This is a genomic window from Microbacterium sp. ZXT2-5 (genome assembly GCF_055329545.1).
Genome location: NZ_JBUZWD010000001.1, coordinates 2,308,458 through 2,322,473, shown reverse-complemented (window position 1 = coordinate 2,322,473; position 14,016 = coordinate 2,308,458). Strand labels below are relative to the sequence as shown.

General features: G+C 72.8%; 14 protein-coding genes. 7 read left to right on the top strand and 7 right to left on the bottom strand.

Annotated features, from left to right (window positions below; translation table 11 throughout):
- Positions 1 to 4 precede the first annotated feature (4 nt).
- Together ACZBH1_RS10145 and sigJ are read right to left on the bottom strand one after the other, a co-directional pair.
- Positions 5 to 2,146: a S9 family peptidase gene (locus ACZBH1_RS10145; protein ID WP_463646305.1), complete on the bottom strand. Its 2,142-nt coding sequence runs from the start codon at positions 2,144 to 2,146 to the stop codon at positions 5 to 7.
- A gap of 33 nt (positions 2,147 to 2,179) precedes the next feature.
- Entirely contained in the window at positions 2,180 to 3,058 is an 879-nt protein-coding gene (sigJ, locus tag ACZBH1_RS10140) for an RNA polymerase sigma factor SigJ (RefSeq protein ID WP_463646304.1), read from the bottom strand.
- A 109-nt stretch (positions 3,059 to 3,167) separates the two neighbouring features.
- Between sigJ and ACZBH1_RS10135 the strand changes: the two genes are divergently transcribed.
- Both ACZBH1_RS10135 and ACZBH1_RS10130 read left to right on the top strand, forming a co-directional pair.
- The gene (locus ACZBH1_RS10135) at positions 3,168 to 3,926 is read left to right on the top strand and encodes an SDR family oxidoreductase (RefSeq protein ID WP_336394722.1); all 759 of its coding nucleotides are present in this window, start codon (positions 3,168 to 3,170) and stop codon (positions 3,924 to 3,926) included.
- 125 nt (positions 3,927 to 4,051) lie between these two features.
- On the top strand, positions 4,052 to 4,798 hold the full coding sequence (locus ACZBH1_RS10130) for an SDR family oxidoreductase (protein ID WP_336394721.1): 747 nt from the start codon (positions 4,052 to 4,054) through the stop codon (positions 4,796 to 4,798).
- A gap of 14 nt (positions 4,799 to 4,812) precedes the next feature.
- On the opposite strand, the gene ACZBH1_RS10125 is transcribed toward ACZBH1_RS10130, so the two are convergent.
- Positions 4,813 to 5,646, bottom strand: coding sequence for an aldo/keto reductase (locus ACZBH1_RS10125; RefSeq protein WP_463646303.1), 834 nt, complete (start codon positions 5,644 to 5,646; stop codon positions 4,813 to 4,815).
- A gap of 52 nt (positions 5,647 to 5,698) precedes the next feature.
- Entirely contained in the window at positions 5,699 to 5,890 is a 192-nt protein-coding gene (locus ACZBH1_RS10120) for a hypothetical protein (RefSeq protein ID WP_463646302.1), read from the bottom strand.
- 205 nt (positions 5,891 to 6,095) lie between these two features.
- Here ACZBH1_RS10120 and ACZBH1_RS10115 point away from each other — a divergent pair, with 205 nt between their 5' ends.
- Both ACZBH1_RS10115 and ACZBH1_RS10110 read left to right on the top strand, forming a co-directional pair.
- The gene (locus ACZBH1_RS10115) at positions 6,096 to 7,133 is read left to right on the top strand and encodes an agmatine deiminase family protein (RefSeq protein ID WP_463646301.1); all 1,038 of its coding nucleotides are present in this window, start codon (positions 6,096 to 6,098) and stop codon (positions 7,131 to 7,133) included.
- Positions 7,134 to 7,152: 19 nt separating this feature from the next.
- The gene (locus tag ACZBH1_RS10110; protein WP_463646677.1) at positions 7,153 to 8,865 is read left to right on the top strand and encodes an amidase; all 1,713 of its coding nucleotides are present in this window, start codon (positions 7,153 to 7,155) and stop codon (positions 8,863 to 8,865) included.
- Positions 8,866 to 8,891: 26 nt separating this feature from the next.
- Here the strand turns inward: ACZBH1_RS10110 and ACZBH1_RS10105 are convergent, their stop codons facing one another.
- The gene (locus ACZBH1_RS10105) at positions 8,892 to 10,391 is read right to left on the bottom strand and encodes an MFS transporter (protein ID WP_463646300.1); all 1,500 of its coding nucleotides are present in this window, start codon (positions 10,389 to 10,391) and stop codon (positions 8,892 to 8,894) included.
- A gap of 108 nt (positions 10,392 to 10,499) precedes the next feature.
- Between ACZBH1_RS10105 and ACZBH1_RS10100 the strand changes: the two genes are divergently transcribed.
- A complete protein-coding gene (locus ACZBH1_RS10100; RefSeq protein WP_336394715.1) occupies positions 10,500 to 11,171 on the top strand; it encodes a TetR/AcrR family transcriptional regulator in 672 nt (223 codons plus the stop codon).
- 10 nt (positions 11,172 to 11,181) lie between these two features.
- Positions 11,182 to 12,024: a lipase family protein gene (locus tag ACZBH1_RS10095; RefSeq protein WP_336394714.1), complete on the top strand. Its 843-nt coding sequence runs from the start codon at positions 11,182 to 11,184 to the stop codon at positions 12,022 to 12,024.
- A gap of 33 nt (positions 12,025 to 12,057) precedes the next feature.
- On the opposite strand, the gene ACZBH1_RS10090 is transcribed toward ACZBH1_RS10095, so the two are convergent.
- Complete coding sequence (locus ACZBH1_RS10090) at positions 12,058 to 12,639, bottom strand: TetR/AcrR family transcriptional regulator (protein ID WP_463646299.1); 582 nt, start codon at positions 12,637 to 12,639, stop codon at positions 12,058 to 12,060.
- Positions 12,640 to 12,747: 108 nt separating this feature from the next.
- Here ACZBH1_RS10090 and ACZBH1_RS10085 point away from each other — a divergent pair, with 108 nt between their 5' ends.
- Complete coding sequence (locus ACZBH1_RS10085; RefSeq protein WP_336394712.1) at positions 12,748 to 13,503, top strand: SDR family NAD(P)-dependent oxidoreductase; 756 nt, start codon at positions 12,748 to 12,750, stop codon at positions 13,501 to 13,503.
- A gap of 79 nt (positions 13,504 to 13,582) precedes the next feature.
- On the opposite strand, the gene ACZBH1_RS10080 is transcribed toward ACZBH1_RS10085, so the two are convergent.
- Positions 13,583 to 13,999 carry an HNH endonuclease gene (locus tag ACZBH1_RS10080; RefSeq protein WP_463646298.1) on the bottom strand — a complete coding sequence of 139 codons (417 nt, stop codon included), beginning with the start codon at positions 13,997 to 13,999 and terminating at the stop codon, positions 13,583 to 13,585.
- Positions 14,000 to 14,016: the final 17 nt, after the last annotated feature.

The following is a 14,016-nucleotide window of genomic DNA, read 5'->3' as shown; positions in this document are numbered from 1 at the left end:
GCGCCTACCCCAGAAGCTCGGGCCGCTGGAACTCCTCGCCCCGCAGCTGCTCGGCGAGGAACGCGAACACCGTCTCGTACCAGATCACGGCGTGCTGCGGTTTCAGGACCCAGTGGTTCTCGTCGGGGAAGTACAGGAAGCGGTGCGGCATGCGGCCGTCCTCGTCCGCGTGGTGCTCGGCCAGGTCGGACCACAGGCGCAGGCTCTCGCCGAGCGGCACGCGGTAGTCCTTGTCTCCGTGGACGACCAGGAGGGGTGTGCGGATGTCGCGCACGAACCGGTGCGGCGAGTTCTGCTCCATCGCCTCGCTCGTGAAGATCCGCTGCCAGTACTCGGAGTTGTCGGTCGTGCCGGCGAACTGGTCGAGTGCCCACAGGCTCGCGTGCGTGACGATCGCCCGGAAGCGGTCGGTGTGGCCGGCCACCCAGTTCGCCATGTAGCCCCCGAAGGAACCGCCCATCGCGGCGGTGCGGGTCTGGTCGATGTCGTCGCGGGACTCCACTGCCGCCGTGATCGACAGCAGGTCGGTGTAGGGCTTGCCGCCCCAGCTGTTCCAGCCGCGCGCGATGAAGTCCAGGCCGTAACCGGTCGACAGCGCCGGATCGGGCAGCAGCACGGCGTAGCCGCGGGCGACGGCGAGCAGCGGCGCCCAGCGCCAGCTCCACGCGTTCCAGCTGTTGAGCGGGCCGCCGTGGATCCACAGCAGCAGTGGCGCCGGGGCATCCGCGGACGCGCCGTCGGGCAGCAGCAGCCAGCCTCGCACGCGCGCGCCGTCCTCGGCCGTGGTCTCGACCTCGGTGATCGACCCGGGTGCGACGGGCGCCGCGGCCGGTGTCGCGAGGGGGGTCACGTCGCCGTCCCGCGCGATGCGCACGGGGTGGGGCGGCACCACCCACGACGAGCGAAGGGCGACGAGGTCGCCGGTGCGGCCGTCGACGGCGACGTTCGAGTACGCGAAGTCGTCGGCGGTGAGCTTCTGGGCCGAGCCGCCGTCGAGAGGGAGACGCCACACCGGTCCGCGGCCGTCGTCATCGGCGGTCGCGATGAGGGCGGCGTCGCCGGCGTCGAAGGCCAGCGACGAAGCCCAGCGATCCCAGTCGGCGACCACGCGACGGGCGCCGGCGCCGTCGATGCGTGCGGTCCAGACCTCGTAGTCGGTGGGGGCGTCGGGCGTCGACTTCACCGTGCGGAGGTACGCGATCCGGCTGCCGTCATGGCTCACCGCGGGCATCTCGTAGTCGACGCCGATCTCGTCGAACAGCGTGCGCCGCTCCCCCGTCGCCGTGTCGATCGCCACGATGACGCGGCGTCCCGCCCGCTGCTCGCGGTGCTCGAGCGAGACGATCAGCGTGGCGCCGTCCGGGGTGAGCGCGGCCTCCGCGTGGTCGGCGGAGCGGCCCGGCCGCGGCGTGAGATCGCGCGGGCGGGGCAGCGTGGCGGGGTAGGGCGTGCCGGCGGAGCTCGCCGGGGCAGCCCTGCCGTCGCCGGCCGCGGCATCCGCCTGCTCCTCCTCCTCGGCGGCGGACTCGGCCACCGCGGCGGCGATCGTGTCTTCGAGGGCGCCCGTGTCGACGGCGAGCAGGTGCGGTTCGGCGGGTCCGAGATCGTGGTCCCAGAAGCGCACCGGGTACGCGTCGTGCAGGATCGCCGAGACCTTCTTCTCCTTGCGCCGGGCGCGCAGCGCCGCCTCGCTCTCGAGCGTGTCCCCGCCCGGCAGGAGCGATGCCGAGAGGACGACCACGTCGGACGCCTCGGCCGTCGCCGCGATGCCGTCGACGCCGCCCGCGAGCCGCGTGACCGGCCGGGCTTCGCCGCCCGCGGCCGGAAGCAGCCACAGCTGACCCGACTCGTCGTCGGCGTCGCCTTCGGAGTCGGGCCGCGCCGACACGAAGAGGATGTCGCCGCTCGCGGTGAACGCGGCGCCCGCCTCGCCCTTGGCAGATCTGGTCAGCCTGCGGGGCGTTCCTCCGCCCGTCGCGGGCACCGCCCACAGGGCCCGCTCGTAGCCGACGCCGTCCTTCTTCAGCGCGGCCACCGTGAGCACGGCGGTCGCGCCGTCGGGCGAGAGAGCGATGCCCTCGACCCTCGGCAGTGCGATGTAGTCGGTCAGCGAAGCGAACGCAGTGGAGCCGGTGGGGGTCGCCATGCCCTCCACGCTAACCGAGGGCCGGCCGCCGCCTCACGACCACTGCGTGAGCTTGTCGGGGTTGCGCATGATGTAGACGTCCGTGATGCGGCCGTCGCGCACCCGGAGCGTGAAGTGTGCGCTCGGCTCGTCGCGGAGCGTCGCCAGGAATCCGAGGCCGTCGGGCGTCTGGACCGCGTGGAGGACGGCGTCCGGCTCGAGACGCGGCAGCCCGAGGAGGAACCGCGCCACGCGATCGGCGCTTGCGACGGGCCGCAGCGCCGCCGAGGCGCGCCCGCCGCCGTCGGAGCGCAGCACCACGCCGGGATCGAGCACCGAGACGAGCGCGTCGAGGTCGCCGGTGGTGGTCGCGGCGGCGAAGGCCCGCGCGACGGCATCGTGCTCCGCGCGCGAGGCGTCTCCGGCGCGCCGCTCCTGCACCCTCCGCCGTGCGTGCAGGGCCAGCCGGCGGACCGCGGCGCTGCTCCTGCCGAGCGTCGCGGCGATCTCGTCGAACGGCACGCCGAAGACGTCGTGCAGCACGAACGCAACCCGCTCGGCGGGCGTGAGGGACTCGAGGACGACCAGCAGCGCCAGTGAGACCGAGTCGTCGAGCGCGACGCGGTCGGCCGGATCGACGGGGACGGATGCCGCGACCGGCGAGTCCTCCGGAACCGGTTCGGGAAGCCACTCCCCCACGTAGCGCTCACGCCGGGCGCGCGCCGACCCCAGCATGTCGAGGCAGACGCGGCCCGCGACGCGCGTCAGCCACGCTCCGGGGTTGCGGATCGCGGCGCGATCCTCCTCGGGCAGCCGCAGCCAGCGGACGTACGTCTCCTGCACCGCGTCCTCGGCGTCGGCGACCGTGCCCAGCATCCGGTAGCACACGGCGAGCAGGTTCCCCCGCTCGCCGTCGACGTCGATGGGCGGCATCCGTCCTCCTCACGCGGGTCTGCGGCGCGACATGTCACATTCTGTCGTGCTGCGTCGTCGAAGAGGCGAGAGGTTCCCGTCGACCGCGCGGGACGAGAGGAGACATGTCATGAGGATCGCAGTCGCCGGAGGCACCGGGACCGTGGGCGTCCACGTCGTCGACGCGCTGAGGAGCGACGGCCACGAGCCCGTCGTGCTCAGCCGCAGCAGGGGGACGGATCTCACCACCGGCTCGGGGCTCACCGCCGCGCTCGAGGGGGTCGAGGCGATCGTGGACGTCGCGAACGTGTCCGCGCTGTCGGCCGAGGCGGCGACCCGGTTCTTCCACGCCGCCACCGGCAGCCTTCTCGACGCGGCGCAGCGGCTGGGCATCGCACGGCTGGTCGTGCTGTCGATCGTCGGGATCGAGCGCATGCCGCACGACTACTACGCCGGCAAGCTGGCGCAGGAGCGGCTGGTCGAAGCGGGGGACGTGCCCTGGACGATCCTGCGCGCCACGCAGTTCCACGAGTTCGCCGCGCAGCTGTACGACCGCGCGACGCTGGGCCCGCTTCATGTGGCCCCGCGGGCGCGGGTGCAGCCGATCGCCGCCCGGGAGGTGGGAGCCCGCCTGGCGCAGCTCGCGACCGGCCCTGCGCGCGGCCGCGTGGCCGACCTCGCCGGGCCGCGGGAGGAGCGACTCGACCAGATGGTGAAGGCCTATGCCCGCCGGGCCGGACATCGAGGATGGGTCCCCTCGGTCTCCCTCCCCGGGGCGCAGATGAAGGCCATGCGGGCGGGCCTCGGCCTGCCGGGCCCAGGAGCGGACCGCGGCACCCTGAGCTTCGCCGACTGGCTGGAGGATTCGGCCGACCTCGCGCTCCGCTGACACGGCGTCACGACGTCGCTGCGGCTGCGGCGCGGCGGGCTGGGGCGGCGCGCTCGGGGCCTCGCGGCATCGGCCGCCGTCGGTCACGATGGGGAGTCCAGACGACCCGCACCCGAGGGGGATCCGTGAGACTCGCGATTGCCGGCGGCACCGGCATGACCGGCGCGCACATCGCCGCGGTCGCGCGCGAGCGGGGTCACCGGGTCGTCGCGCTGTCACGCAGTGCCGGGATCGAGCTGCTGAGCGGCGCGGGGCTCGGTCCGGCCCTCGAAGGGGTGGACGCGGTGATCGACGTCACGAACGTGGTGACGGCGAGGCCGGACGTCTCGGTGATGTTCTTCGCGGGGGTGACGAAGACCCTGCTCTCGGCGGAGCGCGCGGCCGGCGTGCCGCATCACCTCGCGCTGACGATCGTGGGGGCCGAGGCGGCGCCGGACGGCTACTACGCCGGAAAGCTCGCGCAGGAACGGCTCGTCTCGCGCGGCGCGGTGCCGTGGACGATCCTGCGCACGACGCAGTTCCACGAGTACGCGGCGATGATGTTCCACCGCACGCACGCCGGCGCCCACGTCGCCCCGACCGGACGCGTGCAGCCGATCGCGGTGCGCGAGGTGGCGCGACACCTCGTCGACCTCGCCGAGCACGATCCCGCAGGTCGAGCCACCGACCTCGGCGGTCCTCGCGAGGAGAGCCTGGCCGACATGGTGCACCGGTACGCGCACGCGATCGGCTACCGCGGCCCGCTGCCCGAGCTGCACACCCCCGGCGCCCTGGGGCGCGCGCTCCGCTCCGGTGCGCTGCTCCCCGGCCCCGACGCGCTGCACGGCACGCAGACGTACACCGAGTGGCTGGACGCCCTTCCTGACGCCTGAGAGGGTGAGCCGGCTTACATCTCCTCGTGCGTGAGGGGGTCGCCGTCCCACAGCCGACCGCGCTCCAGACCGCTGATCGCGGCGAGCTGGTCGTCGGTGAGGGCGAAGTCGAAGATGTCGGCGTTCTCCCGCTGCCGGTCGGGGTCGACCGACTTCGGGATGGGCGTGCTGCCGATCTGCGTGTGCCACCGCAGGACGACCTGCGTGGGCGTCACGTCGTGCACGGTGGCCAGCTCCTGCACCAGCTGCTCGGTGAGCAGCTCACTGCGGCGCGCGAGCGGGCTCCAGCTCTCGGTGCGGATGCCGTGCGTGGCGTGGAAGGCGCGCAGCGCCTCCTGCGGGAAGTACGGATGCAGCTCCACCTGGTTCACGGCGGGGACGACCCCCGTCTCCTCGATGAGCTCGGTGAGCATCTCCTCCGTGAAGTTCGAGACGCCGATCGAGCGCACCAGCCCCTGCGTGCGGGCGTCGATCAGGCCGCGCCACGTGTCGACGTACCGGCCGACGCTCGGGTTCGGCCAGTGGATGAGATGCAGGTCGATGCGGTCCAGCCCCAGGGCGTCCAGCGACCCCTTGACGCTGTCGACGGCCTCCTGCCGCCCGTGGTGCCGGCCGGGGATCTTCGACGCGACGAGGATCTTGTCGCGCGCGACGCTGCTGCGGCGGACCGCCTCGCCGACCTCGCGCTCGTTCTCGTAGTTGACCGCGGTGTCCAGCAGCCGGTAGCCGGCTTCGATCGCGGCGACCATGGCCGTGATCCCCTCCTCGCCCCGCAGGTTGTAGGTGCCGAGGCCGAGTTCGGGGAACCAGGCTCCGTCGTTCAGGATCACGGTGGGGATCGCGCTCATGCTTCCATCCTGGCGTGGATCCCGCACGGCGGGGCGGCCGGGCCGGGTGTCGTCACGGGAGCTGATCCGTGCCGATCTCCCCCTCGCGCGCTGCGCGCTCGTCGGCTTCCGCGCTGTCGACCTGGTCGTCGTCGATGTCGGAGTCCAGCGGGCGATCGTCCTCGTCCGGGCGCAGCAGCGGGTCGAGGATGGTGTCGTCGTCACGGTCGTCGTCCATGGGACCGTCGTAGGGCTGGCTGGTCATGGTGCCCTCCTTCCACTGCCCCGACCGTACGACCGGGTCGCCCTGGGGTTGGAGGGGCTTGCGCCGCGGCATCCGCTCGCGGTAGCGGGCCGGGCGACGACCCTCGTGGTGCCGGCGGCTCGCGCATGGATATCTTCTCTAGTGATCACTGGACGATCACGGATGCCGCGCTGCGGCGATCGCCGACACGAAGGGACCCACGACGATGGCGTGGAGGATGCCGCACGAGGGCGACCCGCACGAGCGCACCTGGATGGCCTTCCCGAACGAGGGCCCCACCCTGGGCGACGATCCCACCGAGCAGGAGCGCTTCTACGCGGCATGGAGCGACGTGGCCAACGCCGTCGCCGGCTTCGAGCCGGTCACGATGCTCGCCGATCCCTCCAAGACCGAGCGCGCGCGGCGCATGCTGGACTCCGCGATCGAGATCGTCGAGACCCCGGTCGACGAGTTCTGGTTCCGCGACCACGGCCCCACCTTCGTCGTCGACGACGAGCGCCCGGGCGTGCTCGGAGCGGTGGACTGGGTGTTCAACGGGTGGGGAGCCCCGGCGTGGGCGTCGTGGGCGAGGGCCGCCGAGCACGCCCGCTTCACGGCCGGGCTGGTGGGGGCCGACCTCGTCAGTTCGCTGCTGGTGAACGAGGGCGGCGGCATCCACGTCGACGGCGAGGGCACCGTGCTCGTCACCGAGACCGTGCAGCTGGACCCTCGCCGCAACCCCTTCGCCGACAAGGCCCGCGTCGAGGCGGAGCTTCGCCGCACCATCGGCGCCACGACGGTGGTGTGGCTCCCCCGCGGCCTCACCCGCGACTATGACGCGTTCGGCACGAAGGGGCACGTCGACATCGTGGCCACGATCCCGACGCCCGGCCGCGTGCTCCTGCATGTGCAGCAGAACCCCGAGCACCCGGACTTCGGGGTGTCGCGCGAACTGCACGCGTTCCTGTCGGAGCAGACGGATGCCGCCGGCCGCACATTCGAGATCATCGACCTGCCCGCCCCCGCGACCCTCCGCGACGACGAGGGCTTCGTCGACTACAGCTACGTCAACCACCTCGTCGTCAACGGCGGTGTGATCGCCTGCGGCTTCGGCGAAGAGCGCGCCGACGCCCAGGCGCGCGAGATCCTCGGGGCGGCGTATCCCGGTCGGCGCGTCGTGACGGTCGACGCCCGCCAGATCTTCGCCGGCGGTGGCGGCATCCACTGCATCACCCAGCAGCAGCCGAAGGTCGTGGCCCCATGAGCCCCAGGTGTGACACGTGATGTACCCCGTGGTCGAGAAGACGATCGCCGAGCTCCGCGAGGCCCTCGAGTCCGGCGCCGTGACGAGCGTGGAGCTCGTCGACGCCTACCTCGCCCGCATCGACGCGTACGACGCCACGGGCACCGAGACCGCCCTCAACGCCGTGGTCGTGCGCAACCCCGACGCGCGGGCCGAGGCGGCGGCATCCGATCTCCGGCGCGCCGAAGGCCGCGCGCTGGGTCCGCTCGACGGCATCCCGTACACCGCCAAGGACTCGTTCATGGCGAAGGGTCTCACCGTGGCGGCGGGGTCGCCCGCGTTCCAGGATCTCGTCGCCCAGCGGGACGCCTTCTCGATCGAGCGCCTCCGCGGGGCCGGCTGCATCCTGCTCGGGCTCACCAACATGCCCCCGATGGCGAACGGAGGCATGCAGCGGGGCGTGTACGGGCGCGCCGAGAGCCCCTACAGCGCCGACTACCTCACCTCGGCGTTCGGCTCGGGGTCGTCCAACGGCTCGGGCACCGCGACGGCGGCCTCGTTCGCGGCCTTCGGCCTCGGCGAGGAGACCTGGTCGAGCGGCCGCGCGCCCGCCTCGTACAACGCGCTGTGCGCCTACACGCCATCGCGCGGCGTCATCTCGGTGCGCGGCAACTGGCCGCTCGTGCCCACCATGGACGTCGTCGTCCCGCACACCCGCACGATGCGCGACCTGCTCGAAGTCCTCGACGTCCTGGTCGCCGACGACCCAGAGACCCGGGGCGACTTCTGGCGGGCGCAGCCCTGGATCCAGATCCCGGATGCCTCGGCCGCACGCCCCGCGTCCTACCCCGCGTTGGCGGCGCCCGACGGGGATGCGGCGCGGGCCGCCCTGGCCGGGCGCCGGTTCGGCGTGCCGCGCATGTACATCGGCGCCGACCCCGAGGCGGGGACCGCCGGGGGCATCGGCGGCCCCACCGGAACCCCCATCGAGACGCGCCCGTCGGTGCTGTCGCTGTGGGAGCAGGCGCGCCGCGACCTCGAGGCCGCCGGCGCGGAGGTCGTGGAGGTCGACTTCCCCACGGTCACGAACTACGAGGGCGACCGCCCCGGCGCGCCGACCATCAGAACCCGCGGCCTCGTGCCCGAGGAGTTCCTCCGGCGCGAGATCGTCGACCTCTCGGCCTGGGCGTGGGACGACTTCCTCCGGGCGAACGGCGATCCCTCGCTGGACCGGCTCGATGACGTCGACGGCGCCGCCATCTTCCCCCACCCCGAGGGTGCGCTTCCCGACCGCTACACCGGTTTCGACGACGACATCGCCACGTACCCGGCACAGGTGCGCGAGCACCCGTACGCGTCGTTCACCGACATCCCCGAGATCGAGCGCGGCATCCGCGGTCTCGAGGAGACCCGCCGCCTCGACCTCGAGGAGTGGATGTCGCGGCAGGGATTGGATGCCGTGCTCTTCCCGGCCGTTGCCGACGTCGGCCGCGCGGACATGGACGTGAACGTGTCATCCGCCGATCTCGGCTGGCGCAACGGGGTGTGGGTCGCCAACGGGAACCTCGCGATCCGCCACCTCGGCATCCCGACGGTGACCGTGCCGATGGGCACGATGGCGGACATCGGCATGCCCATCGGGCTGACGATCGCCGGGCGCGCGTACGACGACGCCGCGTTGCTGGCGTGGGCGTCCGCGTTCGAGGTTCTGCGCGTGCGCCGGAGAGTGCCGCCGCGCACGCCCGAGCTCTGAGCTGCCTCGGGGGAGCCGTCGCGCGATCAGCGCAGGCCCGAGCGCAGATCCTCTCCGGCCTCGCCGATCGCGTCGAGCGTGCGGTCCGGTCCCCCGGCCCCGTCGTCCTCGTCGCGCGGGCCGAGGGCCGACGTACCGTCGTCGGTGGCCAGCGACGGCGGGGCCGCGGCGTACGCGGCGGACAGGTCGCGGTACGGCTTGGAGAAGAAGGCGAGCAGCACGACCAGGAGCAGCAGCAGGCTCGCGCCGACGAACGCGAGCGCGATGCCGCGGGCCTCGCCGTCGCCGAGGAGCCAGCCGAACCTCTCCTGCCCCTGCGGCGACTCCATGTACGGGATGAGCCAGAACTGCGCGACCGGCCCGATGATGAATGCCGACACGGGCGCCGCGGCGGACTCCACGCTCGCCGCGAACCCGAACACGCGCCCCTGCTTGTCATACGGCACGACGCGCTGCACGATGGTCTGCTCCGAGGCCTCGGCGATCGGCATCAGGCTCATGAAGATGAGGATCCCGAGGGCGTACAGCCACCACCACTCGCGGATCGCGAAGGTCATGCCGAGCAGCGCGATGCCGATGTTCACGAGCAGCAGCGTGCGGACCGGGTTCCTGCCCAGACCGAACTTCGCCACCAGTGCACCGCCGATGATGAAGCCGAAGCTCGTCACGCCCAGCACGATCCCCCACAGCTCGACGGAGAACAGCGTCAGACCGTACGGGTCCATCAGAGCCATGAAGACGCCGCCCACGAGATTGTTGAAGGTGGCGAACAGGATCAGGGCCAGCAGACCCGGGACGGCCATCACCGCCGGGATGACGCCGCGGAAGCCGAAGCTCTTCGGCGCCTCGCCCTCGACGTGCGCCACGCCTCGCTCGGGGATCGGCACGAAGAGCAGGTGAACGAGCGCCACGCCGGTCGCCGCGATCGCGATCGCGATGGTCCACCCCATGCCGAGGAGTCCGATCGACAGGCCGGAGAACACGCTGGTCACCATGAACGCGATGCCTTGCACGGCGCCCACCAGGCCGTTGGCCCGGTCCCGTCGCTCCGCCGGCACGAGCAGCGTCACGGTCGTGGACAGCGCGATGTTGCGGAGGTTCTCCACCACGCCACCGAGGAGGATCACGCCCGAGAACACCCAGAACCACGGCCCCTGCCAGTCCAGCAGCGTGCTCTCGGGGAACGCGAGGAACAGGGCGCCGGCGACCAGGTAGGCGGCCGTCGTGACGACGCTCGACAGGAGCATCACGGCCTTCTTCTTCATGCGGTCGACGATCACGCCGAAGACCACGCCGAACACGGCGACCAGGAGCATGTACGAGCCGCCGATGATCGCGGTCGCCAGCACCGACCGGGTCTCGAGGTACACCCAGAACGTCAGGGCGAACCAGAGATAGCTCGTCGTGACGTTGGCCACCGCGGTGTTGACGAGCACCTGGTAGAACGCGCGCAGCGTGCGCTCACCCGGCGTGTGCTGCGCCATCTCGTCGGAGCGCGCGGCACGCCCCGGGGTCGGCTGGCTCATGGGTCCTCCGGCGTGTTCGCGGTGGGGGCTGGGGGTGGGCGATACAGTGAATGTGGACACCGTTCACATGGAATGTTCACACCGTACACACCCGAGCGGGGCGGCGCAATGATCACACCGCGCACCTATCATCACGGCGACCTCCGACGTGCGCTCATCGCGGAGGGGCTGCAGCTCGCCCGCACCGGCGGCCCGGGCGCCGTGACGCTCCGGGAGGCGACGCGCGCGGCGGGCGTGTCGCCGAACGCCGCGTACCGGCATTTCCGCGACCGCGACGCCCTCGTGCGAGCCGTCGCCGCCGAAGCGCAGCTCGCCCTCGCCCGCGCCATCGCCGACCGCGTCGCGCTCGCGCCCGCCGACCTCGCGCCGGCCGACCGCGCGATCGAGCGCCTCCGCCGCGTCGGTCTCGCCTACATCGACTTCGCCCGCGCCGAGAACGGGTGGTTCGAGACCGCCTTCTTCACGCAGGACACGCACGCCAACGACGGCATCGTCACGCTGGACGACGAGATCGTGGCGCCGTTCCGGCTCTTGATGCAGACGCTCGACGAGATGGTCGACTCCGGCGCGCTGTCGGCCGATCGCCGCCCCTACGCCGAGTGGGCCTGCTGGTCGTCCGTGCACGGATTCGCCGAGATCGCCGTGCACGGTCCGGTCCGGTGGCAGCCGCCGGGCGTGATCGACGCCCTCGCCGCGAACGTCGTCGAGGCGGCGATCACCGGCGTCCGGGGCGCACCCGCGGGCACGGCACCGGCCCACCCCACCGCTTCACCCTCCTAGACTTTCGCGCATGGCGGCCACTCGCGAGGCGATCCCGACCGCGCGGCACTCGCTGGTGCGCCGAGGGCTGTGGTGGGCGGCGGACTACGCCTACGCGGCGCGACGGCAGCTCGCGGTGCTGTCGCTCCCGTGGGCCATCGGGCGTCCCCGCCCCGCTCCGGCCGCGTGGAGCCGGGACGACCCGGAGCTGCCGGAGGTGTATCTGCTGCCCGGCGTCTACGAGCACTGGACGTTCCTGCGCCCCCTCGGCGACGCCCTCGCCCGCGCGGGGCACCGAGTGCGGGTGGTGCACGGCCTCGGCGTCAACCGACGCGGCGTCCCCCACACGGCCGAGATCCTGGGCCGGATCCTGAGCGACACGCCGCCTCCTCCCGCGGGCCGGGTGCTCGTGGCGCACAGCAAGGGCGGGCTCATCGGCAAGCACCTGCTCGTCTCGTCGGGCGCGGCGGCGCGTGCGGCGGTCGAGGCCGCCACCGGCGGCGACCCCGCGGCGGCGGCCGCCGCGACCACCGAGGACGGCCGCCCCCTCGGCGTGCTGGGTCTCGTGGCCGTGGCGACCCCCTTCGGCGGGTCGCGGCTGGCGGGTCTCTTCGTGATCCCGAGCATCCGCGCCTTCCGCCCCGACGACGAGACCATCGTGACCCTCGGGCGCGACGCGTCGGTGAACGGCCGCATCGTCTCGGTCTTCGGGCCCTGGGATCCGCACATCCCCGAGGGCAGCGCGCTGGACGGCGCGACGAACATCGTCGTGCCGACGGCCGGCCACTTCCGCGTCCTCGGCGCCGCCGCGACGACGCGCGCGGTGCTCGACGGCATCGCGCTCCTCAGCCGCGGAGGTGTCTCCGAGGAGTAGATCCGGGGTGCGATCGCCGGCGTCCTCCGCCGTTCACGCGACCGATCGGTGCGGCCACCACGCGGGAAGCAGCGCGGTGTACACGCGCAGGAAGTCCTCGACCCGCGGATCCGGATGCCGCAGCCAGCCGCCGATGACCCCGACCGTGCCGTCGGCGAGGAACCGGGCGGCCGCGTCCGACACCGTCGCGGCGGGCATGTCCTTCACCGGCAGGTCGAGCTCGACGCGACCGCGCGCGAGCAGCGTCTCGGTGGTGCCTCGGAAATGGCGGCTGAGCATGGCGTGCAGGGCTCCGCCGCCGCCGGCCAGCTCGCGGCGGTAGATGTCGGCGTGCCGCAGGATGTGGCGGAGCACACCCTCGGTCACCGTCGCGAGGGCGGTCGCGGCATCCGACCGGTCTTCCATCAGCTCGCGCCGGAGAGCGTCGAGCTCGGCCATGAGCGCCTCCTCGACGAGCCGCTCCGGCGAGTCGGCGTGCTCGTAGAACGTCGAGCGGTGCACGCGCGCGGCTGCGGCGATACGGGTGACCGTCAGCTGCGAGATGGGCTCTCCCGCGGCGAGGTCCAGCGCCGCGGCGAAGAGGCGATCGCGGCTGCGTCGCTTGCGGGGATCCATCAGGCCTCCGGGAATGTTTTCCGACAGGTGTAGGTTAGGGCATGTATAGCCGACACATGTCGGAAAGTCACAGGGCGCCACGCGATGACGCCACCAACGGAGGTAATCATGGCTACGTACGATGTCGCGGAGCGTTCTGCCATCGTCACGGGCGCCGGGTCCGGCATCGGCCGGGCGGTCGCCCTCACCCTCGCGGCGAACGGAGCGGCCGTCCTCGTCGCCGACGTGCGACAGGAAGCCGCCGACGCCGTGGTCGCGGAGATCGCCCAGGCCGGCGGCACCGCCGCGGCGTTCGTGGGCGACGTCGCGGACCCGGCCGCCGGACAGGCAGCGGTGGACGCCGCCCAGGCGATGGCCCCGCTGCGGATCGCCGTGAACAACGCGGGAATCGGCGGCGCGGCAGCGCCGATGGGCGAGTACCCGATCGACTCGTGGCAGAAGGTCATCGATATCAACCTGAATGCGGTGTTCTACGGCACGCGGGCGCAGGCCCCCGCCATCGCCGCGAACGGCGGCGGGTCGATCGTGAACATCTCATCGGTGCTCGGCTCGGTGGGCATCCCGATGTCGTCGGCGTACGTCACCGCCAAGCACGGCGTCGTCGGACTCACCAAGAACGCCGCGCTGGAGTACGGCGCCCAGGGCGTGCGCGTCAACGCCGTCGGGCCCGGCTTCATCCACACGCCGCTCGTCGACGCCAACCTCGACGCCGACGCGCAGGCGGCCCTCGCGGCCAAGCACGCGCTCGGTCGCCTCGGGGACCCGCAGGAGGTCGCGAACCTCGTCGCGTTCCTGTCGTCGGATGCCGCGACCTTCGTCAGCGGGAGCTACCACCTGGTCGACGGCGGGTACGCCGCGCAGTAGCGGGCATCCCCGCGGAGCGACCCGCGCGACCCGGACGCGCGGGCCGCTTCGCGCACCCCGGCGGGCCGGAGGTCGATGCTCAGGAGCGCTCCGGAGCCTCAGAGCCGGCGCGTCGGCCCCCCGGCGCGCCGGCCGGCGCCTCGACCACCGTCGCCGATGCCCGCCACGCGGCCAGCACCTCGATGTGACGGAGCAGGAAGGCCCGCTCGTCCAGACGCTTGCGACGCAGCCACCCCGTCACCTCGTCGTTGCACTTGCTCGCGTTGCACGAGCGGCACGCCGGCACGACGTTCTCGAACGTGTACCGGCCGCCGCGCGAGATCGGCAGCACGCAGTCCTTCTGGAACGGGCCCACTGCCGTGCCGCAGTAGGCGCAGGCGCCCCACGCCTCCAGGAGCGCCTGCCACTCCTGGACGCTCAGGTCGTTGTCGGCCGCGCCGACGCGACGGGCACGCCGGCGCGCCGCTCGAGCCCTCCGGGACTGACTCACCGCCACGCCGCAACGCTACCGAG